This window comes from Pantoea eucrina, assembly GCF_020079945.1.
In the GTDB taxonomy this organism is placed as follows: domain Bacteria; phylum Pseudomonadota; class Gammaproteobacteria; order Enterobacterales; family Enterobacteriaceae; genus Pantoea; species Pantoea eucrina.
Genome location: NZ_CP083448.1, coordinates 12,463 through 30,867 on the forward strand (window position 1 = coordinate 12,463; position 18,405 = coordinate 30,867).

An 18,405-nucleotide genomic window follows, 5' to 3' on the forward strand; every position below is an offset into this window, starting at 1 on the left:
GCACCCCGGCAGGGAATCGCGTACCGTATCAGCATCGGTTATTTGTCAGAGCGTCCCATGTCAGAAAAACAGCTTACCTTTGCGCAGCGTCATCACCAGCTGACCAATATCAACGTCTGGACCGCCGACAGCCAGTGGCTGGCGTTTGATGTGCGCCCCTCCGGCGCCTCTTTTACCGGCCTGACCATTGAGCGGGTTAACGTCTTTACGGGCGCCGTTGAGCTTCTCTATCAGGCGCGCGACGGGGCTCACGTTGGGGTGGTGACCGTAAGCCCCGACCTGCCGCCGCGCTACGTCTTTATTCATGGCCCGGAACATCCTGATGCGCACTGGCATTACGATTTTCACCATCGCCGTGGCGTGATCGTGCAGAATGGCCATGCGGAGACGCTGGACGCCTGCGATATTACCGCGCCCTATACGCCGGGCGCGCTGCGCGGCGGATCGCATGTGCATGTCTTTAGCCCGGACGGCACCCGCCTCAGCTTTACTTACAACGATCATGTGATGCATGAGCGCGACAGCCGCGAGGATCTGCGCAACGTCGGCGTGGCCGTGCCGCTGCATCCGGTCTGTCCGGCTGAAAAACATCCGCGTGAGTATGATGGCAGCCACTACTGCGTGCTGATCAGCCAGACGCAGCGCGACCCGCAGCCCGGCAGCGATGCAATCGATCGCGCTTATGAAGAGTGCTGGATTGGCGATCGCGGCTATCAGAAAGCTGACGGCAGCTGGCAGCGCTGGGCTATCGCCTTTATCGGCGACACGCGCAGCGCCAGCGGGCAGAAGGTGCCGGAGGTGTTTATCGTGGATTTACCGGACGCGCTGGCTGATTACGCCCGTCCCGGCAGCTCGCCGCTGGAGGGCAGCGATACCCGGATGCCGGCACCGCCGGCAGGGGTGCAGCAGCAGCGGCTGACGCATACCCGGGGTCTGGCGCTGCAGCCGCGTCACTGGCTGCGCGCGGCGCCAGACGGCAGCGCGATTGCCTTTCTGCTGGCCGATGAGCAGGACATTATTCAGCTCTGGAGCGTGTCGCCCAACGGCGGTGAGCCGCGGCAGATCACCCGGCTCAGCAGCAGTATCCAGTCTGCGTTCAGCTGGCATCCGCAGGGTGATGCCGTCGCCTTTATCTGTGCCGACCGCGTAATGCGCTGCGAAATGGCAGACGGTCGCTGTACGCCACTGACGCCGGTCACTGCCGCCGCGCTGAGCGGCGACGCAGTGGTCTGGTCGCCGGACGGAAAACAGATCGCCTATATGCGTGAAGTGGAGGGCTGGCGCCAGCTGTTCTGCGTCAGTGCGACGCCGGCATCGCAGCAGCCGTAGCGAGGCTCGCCTGGGTATTGGCCTCTCTTTCACTTTGCAGCACGCGTTCGCGCGGTGAGGAGCTGCGTTTGTCCTCACCGGCGTGGAAGTAGTCCCACGGCAGCAGCAGCGTATCCAGCACGGCAGAGAAGGGCAGATCGATCAGCGCCAGCGGCTTCAGCACCCAGCCCGTGTCATCATCAGTCAGCATTTTGGCACTGGCGCGGGTGCCAGGATAGTAACCCTGACTGCCGCCGGAGTGCGACATCATGCTGGAGCAGCCGGAGGTGGTTATCACACAGCACACCAGCAGGCCGGTCAGCGGAAAACGTTTTATCATCTTCATTGTCATCATCCCTTCAGTCATGGCTGCATCCCTGGCAGCAATATGTCACCTGACGTTATCAGCGCTCTCTGGCTCTGTTTTCAGTGCAGGTGCAGGGTTTCCTGAGTGTATGTCATCTCACCGGTTTTGCTGCAAAAAAATCACGCCGGTGGCCCTTGAAAAGATCGCTACCATACCCATTTTCACATTACGGCCGTATGACTGTTGCCGCATGGGACAGTGCCAGGCCGGACAACCTGTCCATAGTGGAAGGTTGCCAAAACTTGCTGATTATCAGGAGTCTTATTATGCGTAACTTTGATCTCTCTCCACTTTATCGTTCTTCCATCGGTTTCGATCGTCTGTTTAATCTGCTGGAAACCAATCAGAACCAGGCGAACGGAGGCTACCCTCCTTACAATGTCGAACTGGTGGATGAAAACCACTACCGCATTACGATTGCGGTAGCAGGCTTTGCCCAGAATGAGCTGGATATCACCGCCCACGACAATATGCTGGTGGTACGCGGCGCGCACCCTGAAGAGCAGCCGGAGCGCAAATATCTTTATCAGGGCATCGCCGAGCGCAATTTTGAGCGTAAATTCCAGCTGGCCGATCACATCGTGGTGCGCGATGCGCGTCTCGAACTCGGTCTGCTGAGCATCGATCTGGAGCGCATCGTTCCTGAAGAGGCGAAACCGCGCCGGATTGAAATTCTGAAATAAGGCCATCACATAAGCCTTAAGCGCCGCAGCAATGCGGCGTTTTTTTTTGATCAGATTCAGGCGCGGGAGAGCAGCCGCTGGCTCAGCAGGCCGCCAAAGACATTGATCAGCAGACCGGCAACGATCACCGCTGCGCCCAGCAGCTCCTGCGCGGTCAGCGCTTCATCCAGCACAACGGCCGCGCTGATAATCCCCACCACCGGCACCAGCAGCGTCAGCGGCGCGACGCGCCAGGTTTCATAGCGGCTCAGCAGCCGGCCCCAGATGCCATAACCGATGATAGTGGCGATGAAAGCCAGATAGATCAGCGCCAGAATAGTCTGCAGTGAAATGCCCTGCAGGCTGTGCACGATGAGCGCGCTGCCTTCAAACCACCAGGAGCAGATGAAAAAGGGAATAACCGGCACCAGCGCGCTCCACACCACCAGCGACATCACCGGTACGCGGTGATTGCGCAGAATGATTTTATTGGTGATATTGCCCAGCCCCCAGGAGGCCGCCGCCGCCAGCGTCAGCAGCATGGTTGTCAGGGTAATGCCGCCTGCCGTCTGGCCCGCCATACCGGCGCTGGCGAGCAGATACATCCCCAGGGTCGCAATCACGATGCCGGTAATATGATTCCAGCGCAGCTTCTCAGCCAGCAGCAGCGCGCCCAGCAGCAGCGTGAAGAACGCCTGCGCCTGCAGCACCAGCGACGCTACCCCGGCGGGCATGCCAAGCTTGATGGCTAAAAACAGGAAGGCAAACTGCCCGAAGCTGATCGTCATGCCATAGATGACCAGCCAGCGCAGCGGAATAGCCGGACGCTTTACAAACAGCAGGGCCGGAAACGCCACCAGGGCAAAACGCAGTCCCGCCAGCAGAAAAGGCGGCATGCCCTGCAGCCCGAGTTTGATCACCACAAAATTGACGCCCCACGCCACAACGACGCACAGCGCTAACAGCATATCTTTCACGGACATAAGGGCTTCCTGTTCTCAGGCTGTAGCCGGTTTCGGGCGGTTAAATCTGGTTCCCGTCTGCGGGGCAGGTGACGCTTTCGGCCTCGCGGAGCGCGCGCTCCAGCTCCTCCGCCAGGATCCGGACTGCTTGCTCAATTTTTGCCGCTTCCGGTACGTAGTTCATGCGCATGCACTGATGCGTATGCGGCCACGCCTGCTCCAGCCCCGGGAAGAAGAAGTGGCCCGGCACCATCAGCACGCCGCGCGCTTTGAGACGCTGATAGAGCACTTCAGTGGTGATGGGCAGATCGCGAAACCAGAGCCAGAGGAAAATTGCCCCCTCCGGCTTGTGGATCAGACAGCGATCTTCCGGCAGGTAGCGACGCAGGATCGCCAGCGTTTCCGCCACTTTAGCCTGATAAAATGGCCGGATAACCTCATCAGAGAGGCGCAGCAGATCGCCGCGTACAATCATTTCGTTTGCCAGCGCCGGGCCAATGCTGCCGGGCGCCAGGCTGATAATACCGTTCATATTACCCAGCGCGCTGATGGTGCTTTCATCGGCAATAATGATGCCGCAGCGTGCGCCAGGCAGGCCGAGCTTGGAGAGGCTCATGCAGAGAATGGTGTTGGGATTCCACAGCGGCCGCGCTTCGCTAAAAATGATACCGGGGAAGGGCACGCCGTAGGCGTTGTCGATCAACAGCGGCACGCCATGCTGCTGTGCCAGCGCATCCAGCTGCAACAGCTCATCGTCAGTGACCACATTGCCGGTCGGATTGGTCGGGCGCGAAACGCAAATCAGCCCGATATCCTCATGCAGCGGCAGATGGTCGAAATCGACATGATATTTAAACTGCCCTTCTGGCAGCAGCTCGATGGTGGGCTTCGCTGAAACAAACAGCCCCTCTTCGAGGCCGGCGTCAGCGTAACCGAGATATTCCGGCGCCAGCGGAAACAGCACGCGCTTTTTACTGCCGTCGGCGCGGTGTCCGGCAAACAGATTAAACAGATAGAAAAACGCGCTCTGGCTGCCGTTGGTCAGCGCAATATTTTGCGCCGTGACAGGCCAGCCAAACTGCTCGCGCAGCAGGGTGGCAAGCGATGCCAGCAGCTGCGCCTTTCCGCGTGGCCCGTCATAGTTGCACAGCGCCTCGCTCAGCGTGCCATCTTTATGCATCTGCAGCAGCAGCTGGTCAAAATAATCGTTCATTGCCGGGATCTGTGCCGGGTTACCGCCGCCCAGCATGATGGTGCCGGGTGTGCGCAGTCCCTCTCCCATATCTTCCATCAGACGGGAGATACCGGTGGGTTGCGTAAATTTGTCGCCGAACTGAGAAAAGGACATAGGAAGTAAAAATTTTGTGAAAGCGAATGGAGAAAACCACCATAACGCCCGCCTGCGGCGGGCGCAATGGCTAAAGCGGTCCTGTCAGCGCAGAACCTGCGGGTTAACGCAGTTTTTATCCGGTGTACCGGTCAGCGCGGCAATCAGATTTTCAACCGCATCACGGGCCATGCCGTAGCGCGTCTCGTGCGTGGCTGAACCAATATGCGGCAGCGCCACCACGTTTGGCAGGGTAAGGATCTCTGCCTCAGCGGGAACGGGTTCTACCTCAAAAACGTCCAGTCCGGCAGCCAGCAGGGTGCCCGCTTTCAGCGCTGCCGTCAGCGCCTGCTCATCCACCACCGGGCCGCGACCCGCGTTGATCAGAATTGCGCCGGGCTTCATCAGCTGCAGCTGCGCGGCACCAATCATATGGTGCGTCTGTTCGGTGAGCGGCAGACTGATGCAGACAAAATCGCTTTCTTTCAGCAGCGTCTCCAGATCGCAGGCGCGGGCCTGAAAGCGGTTCTCCGCTTCTTCATGCTGACGACGGGCGTTATAGAGAATATTCATACCAAAACCGAAATGGGCGCGCTGCGCCAGCGCCAGGCCAATACGGCCCATGCCTAAAATCCCCATGGTTTTGTGGTGAACGTCGGTGCCAAACAGATCCGGACCGATGCTCTTTTTCCAGTTGCCTTCTTTAACCCATTTATCCAGCTCGGCTACGCGGCGTGCGGTGCTCAGTACCAGCGCCATCATGGTATCCGCTACGGTCTCGGTCAGGACCGTCGGGGTGTGCATCAGCAGCACCTTGCGCTGATTCAGCGCGTCAACGTTAAAGTTGTCATAGCCGACGGAGACGGTGGAGCAGGCGCGCAGCGCCGGCATCTGCGACAGCAGTGCGTCATCGACTTTGCCGCCGGAACCGATAATACCTTCTGCCTGCGCAAACGCGTCCGCATGCTGGCGCACCGTTTCCGGTGAAACATCTTTTACTTCGGTAACGTGAAAATGCGTATCGAGCTGGCGGCGCAGATCGTCAGGCAGGCTTTTGTAGAGGATCACAGCAGGTTTCATGAATCGCTTCCTGTAGAAATAGGTGACGGGCGACAGGTGCCGCCCGGAGAAGTCATCTCTTACGCTTTCAGGCGTGCTTCGCCCCGTGAATCGGCGGCGTTTTGTTTGCGGCAGGCTTGACGATCAGCGTCAGCCAGACCGAAACCAGCAGGGCTGAACCCATGAAGATATAAGATGCGGCCGGGCTGCCGGTTGCTCCATTAAGATAGCCGACAATCCATGAACCGATAAAGGAACCCAGCGCACCCATGCTGTTAATCAGCGCCATGGCACCACCCGAAACGTTGCGCGGCAGCATTTCCGGAATGATGGCAAAGAACGGACCATAAGGGGCATACATCGCTCCGCCGGCAATCACCAGCAGCGCATAGGAGAGCCAGAAATTGCCCGGACCTACCAGATAAGAGCCAAGGAACGCCAGTGCGCCAATCAGCAGCAGCGGCCAGACAAACAGTTTCCGGTTCTGCGTTTTATCAGACGCCCACGACACCACCACCATGGCGATAGTAGCGACCAGATAAGGCACCGCTGAGAGCCAGCCCGCTTCCACCATACCCATCTGCGTGCCGTTACGCAGAATGGAAGGCAGCCACAGCACAAAGCCGTATACGCCAATACTCCAGGCAAAATACTGCATGCAAAGGATGATGACGTTGCGATTGCGAAACGCTTCGCTGTAGTTCCGCACCGCTTTGATATTTTCCTGCTCTTTCTGCAGCTGCGCCTGCAGCGCGGCTTTTTCCTTATCGCTCATCCATTTTGCCTGCGCCGGTTTATCCTGCACCAGGAACCACCAGGCGATAGCCCAGATCACCGCCGGAAAACCTTCGATGATGAACATCTCACGCCAGCCAAAGGCGTTAATCAGATAGCCGGACACCACCGACATCCACAGTACGGTGACCGGGTTGCCGAGGATCAGAAAGGTATTGGCGCGCGAACGCTCCGACTTGGTAAACCAGTTACTGATGTAGATCAGCATCGCGGGCATCACGGCCGCTTCCACCACGCCGAGGATAAAGCGGATCGCTGCCAGCATCGGAATATTGCTGACGATTCCGGTCAGCGAAGCGCAGCCGCCCCACAGGATCAGGCACCAGAAAATCAGTTTTTTTACGCTGCGGCGCTCGGCATAGATAGCACCGGGGATTTGAAAGAAGAAGTAGCCGAGAAAAAACAGCGCGCCCAGCAGCGATGACATCCCTTTGGTAATGCCGAGATCGTCATTAATGCCTGCGGCAGAGGCGAAGCTGAAGTTCGCCCGGTCCAGATACGCCAGACTGTAGGTGATAAACACGATGGGCATGATATACCACCAGCGTTTTGGCGCGATTGTCTGCGATTTCATGCGTGACTCCTCTGGTTGAGGCGGGCACATTCCGTGGATGCGCCTCAGAATAATAGTGTTGTAGGGTAAGTAGTATCGTGCCGGCGCAGTAACTCAGTAATCACCCAGCGCCGCGCGGGTGGGTAAGCCTTCACTGTCTCCCGCTACCTGAATAGCGAGCGATCCGATCTTATTGCCGCGCAGAATCGCCTGCGGCAGCGTTTTATCTTCCAGCAGGGCGCTGATCAGGCCCACGGCAAAGCCGTCGCCTGCGCCCACGGTATCCACCACGTTGTCGACCAGCACCGGGGCGACCACGCCTTTTTCTCCCTGTGCCGTTTTATACCAGGCACCGTCGCAGCCGGTTTTAATCACCACCGCTTTGACGCCCTTATCGAGGTAGAAATCAGCAATCGCTTCCGGCTGGCGATAGCCGGTCAGGATATAGCCCTCTTTTTCACCCGGCAGCACCCAGTCGGCATACTCTGCCAGCGCATTAAGCTGCTGGCGCATCTCTGCTTCGCTGCGCCACAGCACCGGACGCAGATTGGGATCGAAAGAGATACTTTTGCCCTGCGCCCGCATTGTCTGTGCCGCATAGTGCAGCAGCGCCAGCGATGAATCAGAGAGCGCAGCGGCCACGCCGCTCAGATGAAGATGGCGCGCGCTGCCAAAATAGTCCGGATTAAAATCGTCCGGCGAGAGGTGGCTTGCCGCCGATCCTTTGCGGAAATATTCCACTTCCGGATCGGAGCCGTCGTCGACGCGCGCTTTCAGCTGAAAGCCGGTACGGTAGCGGGCATCCGTGGTCACACAGCGGTGATCAACGCTCTCTTTTGCCAGCTGCTGCAGCGTGAAGCGCCCGAAGCTGTCATCCCCGACGCGGCTGACCCAGCCAACCTGCAGGCCAAGACGCGCCAGACCGATGGCAACGTTCAGTTCGGCGCCGGCAATACGCTTGATAAAGCGCTCTGCTGCCGCAAGGTCGCCGGTTTGCTGCGCGATAAACATCGCCATCGCTTCGCCAATGGTGACGACATCAAGTTGAGAAGGTTGTGTCATGGCAGGCTCCTTAGGCGGCACGCAGCAGGTCAACATAGTGGCGGGTTACCGCCAGCAGATCGCCGCCTTCCAGCGGGAACTCAATACCGCGCGGTGCATCTGCGGGCAGGGCGTGCAGCAGCGTGCGCCAGCTCTCATCCGCATCATCAAGGGCGATCGCCCGGAACGTGTCGCGATGCGCAACGGCCGCTTTAACGTGCACATAGCTGACGTAGCGGCTGAGCTGATGAGCAGCCTGCAGCGCATCCTCGCCGGTCCAGAGCCAGTTCCCCATATCGAACGTCATATCCAGCGGCAGGGCGGCGTCGCAGGCGTGGTGAAAAAAGCGCAGCATGGGCGCCAGCGTACTGTCAGCGGTCTGATCGTTCTCAATCACCAGCGTCACGGATGTTGACGCCAGAATCTCTACCAGCTGCCGGTCAGCCAGCTGAACAAAGTGGCCAATAGCGAGTTTCAGCCGCTGCGCGCCGAGCTGCTCCGCTTCATGGAAAAACTGTGCCAGCCGTGGATTGAGTGCGCCATCTGCCAGCCACAGCGATTCCGGAACGGAGTAGCTGACCTGCAGCGACTGCTCACGCGCCGTCTGGCCCAGCTCCGGCAGCTGCTGCAGCTCAATGTCGCTGAACAGCTCGCGGCGAATCTCAACGCCGTCAGCGCCGGCCGCTTTGATCAGCGGCAGCAGGCGGCTCTGCCCGCCAAGCTCGGCAATTTTATGCGCGCCGTAGGCGGCGGTCACTACAATAATTTCTGGTCTCATCACGTCTCTCCGGGCACCAAACTGCCTCCCAATCGTTGAGAAAACGTTAGATGGAACCGGTTCCAAAGGAAAGACGCAGACTGCGGATTTATGATCCTGCTCACGAAGTCAGCATCAGGTTCCGGTATCAGCGCAGCGGCTGGCTCGACCCGCGCACGATCAGCTCGCCGGAAAACACCTGATCCCGTATCGGTGCATCGCTGCCGTCAATACGGGTGATCACCTGCTCCAGCGCCGCATAGCCAATCTGCCAGGTGGGCTGACGCAGCGTGGTAATGCCGACGCCGGCCAGCGCCGCCCATTCCAGTTCATCAAACCCCAGCAGGCCGATATCTTTACCCCAGACCAGCTCCAGGCGCTGGAGCGCCCGTGCCACCTGCAGCGTCAGGGCACCGTTGGCAGCTACCACGGCAACGCGTCTGCCGGCATGCCGCTGATAAAAGTCCAGCAGCGCCCGATCCAGAGGTTCTGGCTGGTGCAGCGGCACTTCCGCATTCTCCGCGATGGCGTCCGGCGCGGCACCTGCGGTGGCAAAAAAGGCGCGCAGGCGTTCGCGGCGGGTATTGACGCTGCCCAGCGGTTCGCTGAGAAACAGCAGGGCGTTATAGCCATTATCCAGCAGATGACGCGTGGCGTTGCAGGCTGCTTCCTGGTTATTCAGCCCGACAACATCGCAGGCGAACTCAGGAATTTTACGGTCGATCAATACCATTGGCAGCATTGACTGCTGCAGCCGGTTGAGTACCACTTCATGCATACCGACCGCGTTAACCACGATGCCCTCAACCTGATAGCTGCTCAGCAGCTGCAGATAGTGCTGCTCCAGATCGACCTCATTGTTGGTGTTACACATCAGCAGCGTAAATCCGCGGGCGCGGCAGGCTGCTTCAATGCCGCTCAGCACATCCACGGAATAGGGATTGGTGATATCTGCAATGATCAGGCCAATTAATCGCGTACGGCCACGCTTCAGGCCGCGGGCCATCTGGCTGGGACGATAATTCAGCGCGTCAATCGCTTGCTCAATACGGGTTTTCAGATCGGGCGAAAGGAGATGTTCTTCCCCGTTCAGATAGCGGGAAACACTGGTTTTACCGGTATTTGCCGTGCGGGCAACATCGCTGATTGTGGCGCGTGGCGGCCTGGTTTTCATTGCATATTCCTGAAAAGTTAAATCAGGCGAAGACTATCACAGCACGCGCGGCGCGCCATCATCAGGCGTCAGCGGCCAGGCGCAAAACCGGCTGCCAGAGTGTCTGCAGCTCGGTGACCGGCCTGTCTGCCAGCAGCTGCAGCACCATCTCCGCCACACATTCGCCGATGCGCTGCTGAGAGATTTGCAGGATCACATTAACCGGATGGTCGATAATCGAGTCATGGGGCAGACCGTCATAGACGTAGAGCGCGATCGCACGCGCACCGGAGAGCCGCTGCTGCTGCTGGAGCGCAATGGCTGCACCCTCGCCGAGCGTGCTGCAGTCGGTAATAATGGCCTGCGGCGGCGCAGGGTGACGCAGCCAGGCGAGCGTCTGCTGCAGTCCGGCACGGCGGGTAGGCGGCAGTGCCGCAACAAATTCTGCAGGCTGTGCGGCATCCCGCAGCGTATCGAGAAAGCCGCGGCGGCGATCGAGGATATAGGTGCCCGGCTCATCGGTACCGAGCCAGGCAAGCCGCGTCAACCCCTGCTGCAGAGCGTGCCGCGCCGCCAGCTGCGCCCCCGCGTAGTTATCGTAGTCAAACCAGGCGTAGGGCTGCGGCAGCTTGCTGCGGCCGAGGGTAAGGAAGCGAAAGCCTTTCTGCTGCAGGCGCTCCAGGCGGGCGTCGTGCGGAGTGGTATGGGTAACGATCAGCGCATCGAGTACGCCGCTGCGCAGCATGCGCAATAAATTGCGCTGCTGATCGCGCGGTTTATCCGGCAGCAGCAGCAGGTCGATATCCTGACGCGCCAGGCACCGATCCAGCGTCAGCAGCATTTCACTGTAGTAGCTGTCGTTAAGCGAGGCGGTACTGACGGGTAATACCAGCCCGACGGCGTTTGCCCGGCCGGTTTTCAGACGGCGTGCCGCAATGTTTGGCCGATAACCGCGACGGCGTGCTTCATCCTGAATGCGTTGCCGGGTTGATTCCGCCACGTCGTCGTAGCCGTTCAGCGCGCGACTGACGGTGGTAACAGAGAGGCCAAGGGCGGCAGCGATCGCTTTGAGTGACATGGGCGTATCCGACCGGTTGAGTTTTTGTCACGCTGGTATAAGCCAGTGTAGTCTTCAGAGAGCGGGGGCAGTATATACTGTTTTCTGGAATGGTTTCCAGTTATTTCCGGAAAGGGTCAGAAAACCGGCCTGCGGGTGCAGGCCGGCAGGCTGTTTAGTTCAGCGGACTGAGGGTGATCTCAACGCGACGGTTCTGCGCTTTGCCCTCTTCAGTGCTGTTGCTGGCAACCGGGTTATCCGGTCCCATGCCCTGCGTGCGCAGGCGATTCTGCGCTACGCCCTGAAGCACCAGTGCGCTGGCCACGCTTTCGGCACGCTGCTGCGACAGACGCATATTCAGCGCGCGTGAACCGGTGCTGTCGGTATAGCCGACAACGTTAACGGCGGTTTTTGGATACTCTTTCAGCACCATAGCCACGCCGCTCAGGGTGTTGGCGCCGGCCGTTTTCAGCGTTGCGCTGCTGGAGTCAAAGGTGACATTGTTTGGCATATTCAGAACAATGTTGTCGCCCTGACGGGTTACGCTGACGCCCGTACCGCGCATTTTGTCGCGCAGTTTCGCTTCCTGAACATCCATGTAATACCCCACGCCGCCGCCCAGCGCCGCACCGGATGCCGCGCCAATCAGCGCGCCCTTTTTACGATCTTTTTTAGAGGAGGAGAGCACGCCTACTCCGGCACCGACCACGGCACCCAGACCTGCACCAATTCCGGACTTACCCGCCTGCGATTCGCCGGTATAAGGATTGGTAGTACAACCCGACAGCGCAAGGCTGCCGCTTACAAACAAGGCCAGCGTCAGAGCACGCTTTTTCATCATCAGTCCCTCAATATACTTATGGGTAACACTCCCGGAAGGCCACTATTATGCCGTTCAAAGATGGGGAAATTCGTGAGGCCGAATCTGAAAATGTAAATTTTTGCGTTAAAGATTATCGGGATGGCGGAAACAGGTGGTTTGATGATCGTTAATCAGCCCGCAGGCCTGCATAAATGCGTGGCATATTGTCGGGCCGATAAATTTGAAGCCGCGCTGCTTCAGGGCCTTAGAGAGCGCCATCGCCGGTTCAGAAGTGACCGGTGCCTGCCGGTAATCGGCATAATGGTGCAAAACGGGACGATCGTTCACAAATGACCAGATAAAGCGGGAAAAATCGTCGCCTGCTGCTTCCAGCGCCAGCAGGGCGCGTGCGTTCTGCACAATCGCTTCCAGCTTGCCGCGATGGCGGATCACTCCGCTCTCCTGCATCAGACGGCTGATATCCGCTTCGTCCATTCGCGCGACGGTGGCCGGATCGAAATCATGAAACGCCCGGCGGTAATTTTCGCGCTTTTTCAGCACGGTGATCCAGGAGAGACCCGCCTGCTGCCCTTCAAGGCAGAGCATCTCAAACAGGGCGCGCCTCTCTCTCTGCTCAATTCCCCATTCACGGTCGTGATAACTCACGTAAAGAGGATCTGCGGTTACCCAGCCACATCGCTGCATGCTCTGCTCCCTGTTTCTGCTACGAACGTTCAGCGGCAAGGCTGAAAACCGGCACCAAATGAGAAGCGCGAGAAGTCGGGTGAAATATACTAAGCACGCTAATTATTTTATCATTTGGTTACATTATAATGCGTGAACATATTACTCTTATTAGCCGCGAGATGGCGGCCTTTCTCATCAGTGGATCGTTTCTGGTTTTCTGTATGGCGATGATATATATCGACGTCGCCTGGATGCACAACGCATTACACGAAACGTCGTTTACTGAAATCACGCAGGCTGTGATGCTGACTCTGCTTGCTGCGCTGTTCTTCCGCGCCGCGTCGCAGCGACCGGAGCAGCGCAGCGCGCTGATTCTGGTGGGTGGATTCTACACTTGCATGCTGATACGCGAACTCGATTATCTGTTTGATCTTATCCGGCACGGTGCCTGGCTCTGGTTTGCGCTCGCGACCACCGCCGCGTCACTGGCGCTGGCGCTGCGTACCCCGGCGCAGATCCTGCCTGGCCTCGCTGCGCTGCTGCAGCATCGCAGCTGGCAGATGATGGCCGCAGGTTTACTGGCCATACTGGTGTTTTCCCGGCTATTCGGTATGCATCAGCTCTGGCAGCAGCTGATGATGGAGGGGTATAACCGGGTCGTGAAGAATATGGCCGAAGAGGGCTGCGAACTCTTTGGTTACACTCTCTGCCTTATCGCATCGCTGCGTTATCTGTGGCAGACACATACGGCGCAGGCGTCTCTGCCCCGCGATAGCGTCTCGCCTGTGCTGAGCCGCGCTGCACGCTGATTCCTGCCTTTTATGACGATCCCCGGTGCTAAAACAGGTACACTGTCTCTCTGGCGCCGGGTTATCTGGCGCCCCGAAATGCTCAACGTCAGGTCTCTTCATGTCCGTAAAAATCTTATCTTCAACGCTGGCCGGGCTGGACAGCTTCTGCCGCGATCCGCTTGCCGCACTGCACCAGGCCGATAACGGTACGCTGGCCGTGCTGCAGGATAACGTGCCCGCTTTTTATGCGCTGACGCCGCAGCGCCTGGCAGCGCTGCTGGCGCTGGAGGCGGCAGCCCGGCAGCCCAGCGATGTCGCGCTGGATGACACTCTTTTTCAGCCGGATAGCGCCGCGCTGGCTATCCCGGCGGGTAAGTTTGCCATGTATCAGGGCTGGCAGCCCGACAGCGACTTTCAGCGTCAGGCCGCCATATGGGGCGTGGCGCTCAGCGAGCCGGTGACGCCCGCTGAGCTGGCTACCTTTGTAGCTTACTGGCAGGCAGAAGGGCGGCCGTTTCATCATGTGCAGTGGCAGCAGAAGCTGGCGCGCAGCGTGCAGATGCATCGTGCCGGCAATGGGGGCCAGCCAAAGCGCGATATTACGCGTATCGACAATACTGATTACGATATTCCCGATGGTTTCCGAGGTGAGTAATGAAAACGCCAACCGATCTTTTCAATCGCCTGAAAAAAATCATGCCGAAAGAGGTGCAGCCAAAATTCAAAAATGGCGCTGAGCTGCTGGCGTGGAATCAGGAGCAGGGCCGTCTGCGCTCAGAAGCGATAGTGCGTGAGAACCGCGCCATGAAGATGCAGCGCATCATGGGCCGCTCCGGTATTCGCGAACTGCATATGAACTGCTCTTTTGACAACTATCGCGTAGAGAATGACGGGCAGCGCAAAGCGCTGGCGCTGGCGCGCGAGTACGCGGCCGGATTTGAGAACAGTATTGCCAGCTTTGTGTTTACCGGCCGTCCCGGCACCGGAAAGAATCATCTGGCGGCGGCGATCGGGAATGATCTGATCATTCGCGGCAGGAGCGTCCTGATTGTGACGGTGGCCGATTTGATGTCCAGCATGAAGGGTACGTTCAGCGGCGGCAGCGATATCACGGAAGAGCGGCTGCTGCAGGATCTTACGCAGGTTGATCTGCTGGTGATCGATGAGATCGGCATGCAGAGTGAATCGCGCTACGAAAAAGTGATTATTAATCAGATTGTCGATCGGCGCTCCTCTTCAAAACGCCCTACCGGCATGCTCTCTAATCTTGACCCGGCAGGAATGAACAGCCTGCTGGGCGAGCGCGTAATGGACCGGATGCGGCTGGGAAACAGCCTGTGGGTACGCTTCGACTGGGAGAGCTACCGCAGCCGCGTGCGCGGTGATGAATATTGATAGCTGAAACGGGTAAACTGCGCGGCCGCCTGCGCGCCCGGGTGATGCCGGGCTGCTAAACTGAACCGTATCTCATCCTCAGGTGAAGGCGCCATGAAAGCAGCCGGTAAAGGACCAGCGGTACTTCGACTGAATAATCTGAAGCGGGTCATGGCGCAGCTGCGCTCCGCCCGCATCACCTCCCGTCAGGACATCGCCCGGGCGCTGGATCTGAGCAAAAACACGGTTTCACTGATTATCGACGACCTGCTGGCGCAGGGGCTGGTGCGCGAGCTGGGGCCGGTCAGCGTGACGGCGGCAGGACGGCCCAAAATTGAGATCGCCCTGCGGCCGGAAAAACTGAAAAGCGCTGGCATCATGGTAGCGCGACAGACGATCCACTGGCAGGTACGCGACTACTTCTCACAGGTTATTGCGGAACAGACGTGGCGAACCGAAACGGCCGCCCCGGAGCGGCTGCTGCAGGAGCTGGCTGAAGTGTGTCAGACATTATGCGCCGCGCATCCGGAGCTGACAGGGATTGCGGTTGGTCTGCCGGGCATTATCGATTCACAGCGCGGCTTTGTGCACTTCTCTGCGCCGCTTGGCTGGGAGAACGTGGCGGTGCTGGCACCGCTGCAACGCTGCGTCAGCCTGCCGCTGCTGGTGCTCAACAACGTCAAGGCAGCCGCGCTGCTCTCTGTACAGCAGCTGCAGCTCAGTAAGGCGCAGAGCCATTTTTATCTGCGTATTGCGGAGGGCGTGGGCGGCGCGCTGATCGATCGCGGCGCGCTGTTTACCGGCAGCAGCTGGACCGCCGGTGAAATCGGCCATCTGCGGATGCAGCGCGAGGGGCAGCTTTGCAGCTGCGGCCGCCGGGGGTGCCTGGAGACGCTGATCGGTCAGCCCGCCATTCAGCAGCAGCTGAGCAAACGCAAGCCGGGCCTGCGCTGGCAGCAGGGTGAGAGTGAACCTTCACTGTTTAATCCGCTGATGAGCGAAGCGGGCGAGCATCTTGGTTTTGCGCTGAGTCAGGTCATGCAGCTGGTTAACCCGGCCTGTATCATTATTGACGCGCCGTGGAACAGCTCAGCTGTTTTCAGGGAGGCGGTACAGCAGACGATGCAGGCCAGTACGCTGGCGTTCACCCACGCGCATACGACGCTCCATTTTCTGGCACAGCGCCTTGAGCCGGCCCAGGGTCTGGCTCTGGCGGTTATTGCGCAGTATGAGCAGGCAGATTATTAACGCCGTGCACCCTTCTTTTTACCTCATCGCAGGTCAGGCCACCCGCAGGTGGCCTGCTGGCTGATTCAGTCGCGGGCAGCAGCCGGTGGTACGATGGAAGGCGGTGTATGATGCGCCCGTTTCAGGAAGCGGCTCTCCAGCAGGGTCCATGAGGTCCACGCCAGCGCCAGAGTGATGACGATAGTCAGCAGCAGGCCAGCAAAGGCGTTGGCGCTGAACACGCCGAAGTGCTGCAGTACCTGAATAATCGGCCAGTGATAAAGGTACATGCCATAAGAAAGATCGCCAAACTGGCTGATTTTTATCTCACGACACAGGCTGGTACAGCAGAAAATCACCACTGAAGAGAACGCGACCGGCTCAATAAGAAACGCATACTCGCTGCGTTTGCACAGCAGCCATGCCGCCATCGACACCAGCGTAATCAGCTTCAGCCGATCAAAAGCGGGCTTGTGTATCGCCAGCAGGCTGCCAAAGAAAAAGTACGAGGAGAGGGCGACAAACTGCTTCGCCAGCGTATCGGCTTTGGGGCCGCTATAGACAGAGGTGAAATAGAAGAACCAGGCGCAGGAGATGATGAAAATGGCGCCCCAGACTTTCAGCGGATTACGCTTCATCAGCGGAACGATAAACGGTAACAGCACATAGAGCGTCAGTTCCGCTTTGATCGTCCAGAGTGAGCCATCCATCGGCTGGTTTGGATTATCGGTAAACACACCCGGCAGTGAAGCCTGAATAAAATTCAGAAAGGTAAAGTTTGCCACCAGGTACTTAATAGTTTCACGATGTTTCAGAAAATCCATTAGCGGCAACGTCGTCAGACACAGGCCAATGGTAAAACACATCAGGATAACAAATATATAAGCGGGCAGGATGCGCTGGGCGCGCTTAATAAAATAAGAATTCAGCGAGCGGCTTCTTAAGTAACTTTTTGCAATAAGAAATCCGCTTATTGCAAAAAATCCTTTCACAGCGAAATCGCTATTCAGATAATGTGCAAGGAAACGAATGTCGGCATTTCTGGTGACTTCAGCTGAGTGTACCAGCAAAACGATAAAGGCGAGCGAAAGCCTGACAATATCAAAATTATTTTTTTCGTTCATATCAGCATTCTTTTTAATGGGATAACAACGCGCTGTAATAATAATTAAAGCGCCTGTATCGGATGGTGTTCTGATTAAAAGCGTTAAGCTCTGCCGCGGCAGATGTAAACTATTAGAGTTTTAAACGATAGAAAAATCAAGCGATGTATAAGCGCGGCGTAATATTCAGAATTTCCCTGGTATGGTGGAAAAAAGAGGTTATAAATAAAAAACGCTAACCAGTTGGTTAGCGTTTTTAACAATTAACGGAACAGCTGGAAGCTGCGCGACACCTCGTAGCCGACGATCGATTGCTTACTGGCCATGGTGTTATAGTAGAGATAGTAGAGCACCATCAGCACGGTTATCGCTACGGCGATGACCTTTCTCAGCTTTTTGGTTTCCCAGATACAGAGTGAAATCAGCACCGGTTCAACCTGCAGCAGGTAGTTTGCCAGGCGGCCGCCAGAGGCGTAGTCCTGCAGCGCCATACGCAGGCCACTGCCGATGGCAAACGTAATCGCCAGAATATAGTAAGTGTTAAATTTTGCCGGGTCGGCGTTTCTGATTTTATCACTCAGCAGCATGTAGCTGAAGATAAAGACAAAGCCAATGTTCTTCAGGTTAGAGAGCGTAAGAATACCCTGCTCCTGGCGCGACTCTGCATCGGCATAGCCCATGGCCCTGTCGCCCAGTGAACCCAGATGGCTGGAGAGCGCGGAGATCAGTGCCGAGCTTCCCATAAAGGCCAGCGGCAGGCTGATAACGACGATCGCAATCGGCACATATTTGTTTTTGCGGATAATCATCGCCATCGGAATAAGCAGCGCGACAACGGCCGTTGCGTGGCAGAAAAACGACAGCAGAAATGTGGTCACCATACCCGATTTACTGCGACGCGACATATGCCAGACAAAGCCGAGCAGAAACGCCGAGCAGAGACCAAAGCGGATCTGGTTCATATCTTTGTTGATAAACAGGTGCGCCGAGTAGACGGCCAGCGCGACCAGCGGCAGCGGCGTCAGCTTGCGGAAGTAGTGCGCGTTAACGCATACCGCGATGAAGGCGATAACAAAGATAAAGATGTCAGCATTGGCCGTAAAAATGCGCGTTGCACCGGCAATCGCATAAATAGCAGGCTCATAGCGAAACTCGACCACGGCGCGCCAGAAGCCCTCGATAATAATTTTATCGAGAAACTGTGCATAGAAGTCGCGATACTGGAAGTCATCAAGGCCGGTTCCCAGGCCACGGATGCCGCCAAAAGTAAAAAGTACTACAACAGCAATAAAATAAAGCCACGTCCTGATATGTGCTGTGTTTTCATTTTTACTTAACATGATTTCGACAATTGCGACAAAAGTCATGCTAAGACTTATG

The 18,405-nt window shown here is 57.7% G+C and carries 19 protein-coding genes; 6 read left to right on the forward strand and 13 right to left on the reverse strand.

Features of this window, described 5'->3' with window-relative positions; all coding sequences use genetic code 11:
- The first annotated feature begins 57 nt into the window (after positions 1-57).
- A complete protein-coding gene (locus LAC65_RS00055; protein ID WP_039381525.1) occupies positions 58-1,329 on the forward strand; it encodes a YidR family protein in 1,272 nt (423 codons plus the stop codon).
- Here the strand turns inward: LAC65_RS00055 and LAC65_RS00060 are convergent.
- Positions 1,298-1,654 (reverse strand): YceK/YidQ family lipoprotein, encoded by a 357-nt coding sequence (locus tag LAC65_RS00060; RefSeq protein WP_223811800.1) that lies wholly within the window; start codon positions 1,652-1,654, stop codon positions 1,298-1,300. The two genes, LAC65_RS00055 and LAC65_RS00060, sit on opposite strands and share 32 nt — an antisense overlap.
- A gap of 287 nt (positions 1,655-1,941) precedes the next feature.
- Here LAC65_RS00060 and ibpA point away from each other — a divergent pair, with 287 nt between their 5' ends.
- A complete protein-coding gene (gene ibpA / locus LAC65_RS00065; protein WP_039381531.1) occupies positions 1,942-2,358 on the forward strand; it encodes a small heat shock chaperone IbpA in 417 nt (138 codons plus the stop codon).
- Positions 2,359-2,414: 56 nt separating this feature from the next.
- Here the strand turns inward: ibpA and LAC65_RS00070 are convergent, their stop codons facing one another.
- From LAC65_RS00070 to LAC65_RS00115, 10 genes are all read right to left on the reverse strand, one after another.
- Positions 2,415-3,320: an EamA family transporter gene (locus LAC65_RS00070; protein WP_039381533.1), complete on the reverse strand. Its 906-nt coding sequence runs from the start codon at positions 3,318-3,320 to the stop codon at positions 2,415-2,417.
- A gap of 40 nt (positions 3,321-3,360) precedes the next feature.
- Entirely contained in the window at positions 3,361-4,647 is a 1,287-nt protein-coding gene (locus tag LAC65_RS00075; protein WP_039381536.1) for a valine--pyruvate transaminase, read from the reverse strand.
- Positions 4,648-4,731: 84 nt separating this feature from the next.
- Positions 4,732-5,706: a glyoxylate/hydroxypyruvate reductase GhrB gene (ghrB, locus tag LAC65_RS00080; RefSeq protein WP_039381539.1), complete on the reverse strand. Its 975-nt coding sequence runs from the start codon at positions 5,704-5,706 to the stop codon at positions 4,732-4,734.
- A gap of 67 nt (positions 5,707-5,773) precedes the next feature.
- Positions 5,774-7,054: an MFS transporter gene (locus LAC65_RS00085; protein ID WP_039381542.1), complete on the reverse strand. Its 1,281-nt coding sequence runs from the start codon at positions 7,052-7,054 to the stop codon at positions 5,774-5,776.
- A 93-nt stretch (positions 7,055-7,147) separates the two neighbouring features.
- Positions 7,148-8,095, reverse strand: coding sequence for a sugar kinase (locus LAC65_RS00090; protein WP_071668244.1), 948 nt, complete (start codon positions 8,093-8,095; stop codon positions 7,148-7,150).
- A 10-nt stretch (positions 8,096-8,105) separates the two neighbouring features.
- On the reverse strand, positions 8,106-8,852 hold the full coding sequence (locus LAC65_RS00095; RefSeq protein ID WP_039381548.1) for a sugar phosphate isomerase/epimerase family protein: 747 nt from the start codon (positions 8,850-8,852) through the stop codon (positions 8,106-8,108).
- 127 nt (positions 8,853-8,979) lie between these two features.
- The gene (locus tag LAC65_RS00100; protein WP_039381552.1) at positions 8,980-10,005 is read right to left on the reverse strand and encodes a LacI family DNA-binding transcriptional regulator; all 1,026 of its coding nucleotides are present in this window, start codon (positions 10,003-10,005) and stop codon (positions 8,980-8,982) included.
- Between the two features lie 61 nt (positions 10,006-10,066).
- Entirely contained in the window at positions 10,067-11,062 is a 996-nt protein-coding gene (locus tag LAC65_RS00105; RefSeq protein WP_039381555.1) for a LacI family DNA-binding transcriptional regulator, read from the reverse strand.
- A gap of 154 nt (positions 11,063-11,216) precedes the next feature.
- Complete coding sequence (locus LAC65_RS00110; protein ID WP_039381558.1) at positions 11,217-11,879, reverse strand: OmpA family lipoprotein; 663 nt, start codon at positions 11,877-11,879, stop codon at positions 11,217-11,219.
- A 108-nt stretch (positions 11,880-11,987) separates the two neighbouring features.
- Positions 11,988-12,548, reverse strand: a complete 561-nt coding sequence (locus LAC65_RS00115; RefSeq protein WP_039381560.1) for a DNA-3-methyladenine glycosylase I — start codon at positions 12,546-12,548, stop codon at positions 11,988-11,990.
- A gap of 128 nt (positions 12,549-12,676) precedes the next feature.
- Here LAC65_RS00115 and LAC65_RS00120 point away from each other — a divergent pair, with 128 nt between their 5' ends.
- The 4 genes from LAC65_RS00120 (at position 12,677) to LAC65_RS00135 (ending at position 15,943) form a co-directional block, all read left to right on the forward strand.
- Positions 12,677-13,339, forward strand: a complete 663-nt coding sequence (locus LAC65_RS00120; protein WP_039381563.1) for a hypothetical protein — start codon at positions 12,677-12,679, stop codon at positions 13,337-13,339.
- A gap of 100 nt (positions 13,340-13,439) precedes the next feature.
- Positions 13,440-13,976 carry a primosomal protein DnaT gene (gene dnaT, locus LAC65_RS00125; RefSeq protein WP_039381566.1) on the forward strand — a complete coding sequence of 179 codons (537 nt, stop codon included), beginning with the start codon at positions 13,440-13,442 and terminating at the stop codon, positions 13,974-13,976.
- A complete protein-coding gene (gene dnaC / locus LAC65_RS00130) occupies positions 13,976-14,716 on the forward strand; it encodes a replicative helicase loader DnaC (protein ID WP_071668239.1) in 741 nt (246 codons plus the stop codon). The genes dnaT and dnaC overlap by 1 nt, the downstream gene beginning before the upstream one ends.
- Positions 14,717-14,809: 93 nt before the next feature.
- The gene (locus tag LAC65_RS00135; RefSeq protein ID WP_039381593.1) at positions 14,810-15,943 is read left to right on the forward strand and encodes an ROK family transcriptional regulator; all 1,134 of its coding nucleotides are present in this window, start codon (positions 14,810-14,812) and stop codon (positions 15,941-15,943) included.
- 65 nt (positions 15,944-16,008) lie between these two features.
- Here the strand turns inward: LAC65_RS00135 and LAC65_RS00140 are convergent, their stop codons facing one another.
- Together LAC65_RS00140 and LAC65_RS00145 are read right to left on the reverse strand one after the other, a co-directional pair.
- Entirely contained in the window at positions 16,009-17,046 is a 1,038-nt protein-coding gene (locus tag LAC65_RS00140) for an acyltransferase family protein (RefSeq protein ID WP_039381595.1), read from the reverse strand.
- A 242-nt stretch (positions 17,047-17,288) separates the two neighbouring features.
- Positions 17,289-18,392: an EpsG family protein gene (locus LAC65_RS00145; protein ID WP_224144796.1), complete on the reverse strand. Its 1,104-nt coding sequence runs from the start codon at positions 18,390-18,392 to the stop codon at positions 17,289-17,291.
- Positions 18,393-18,405 lie beyond the last annotated feature (13 nt).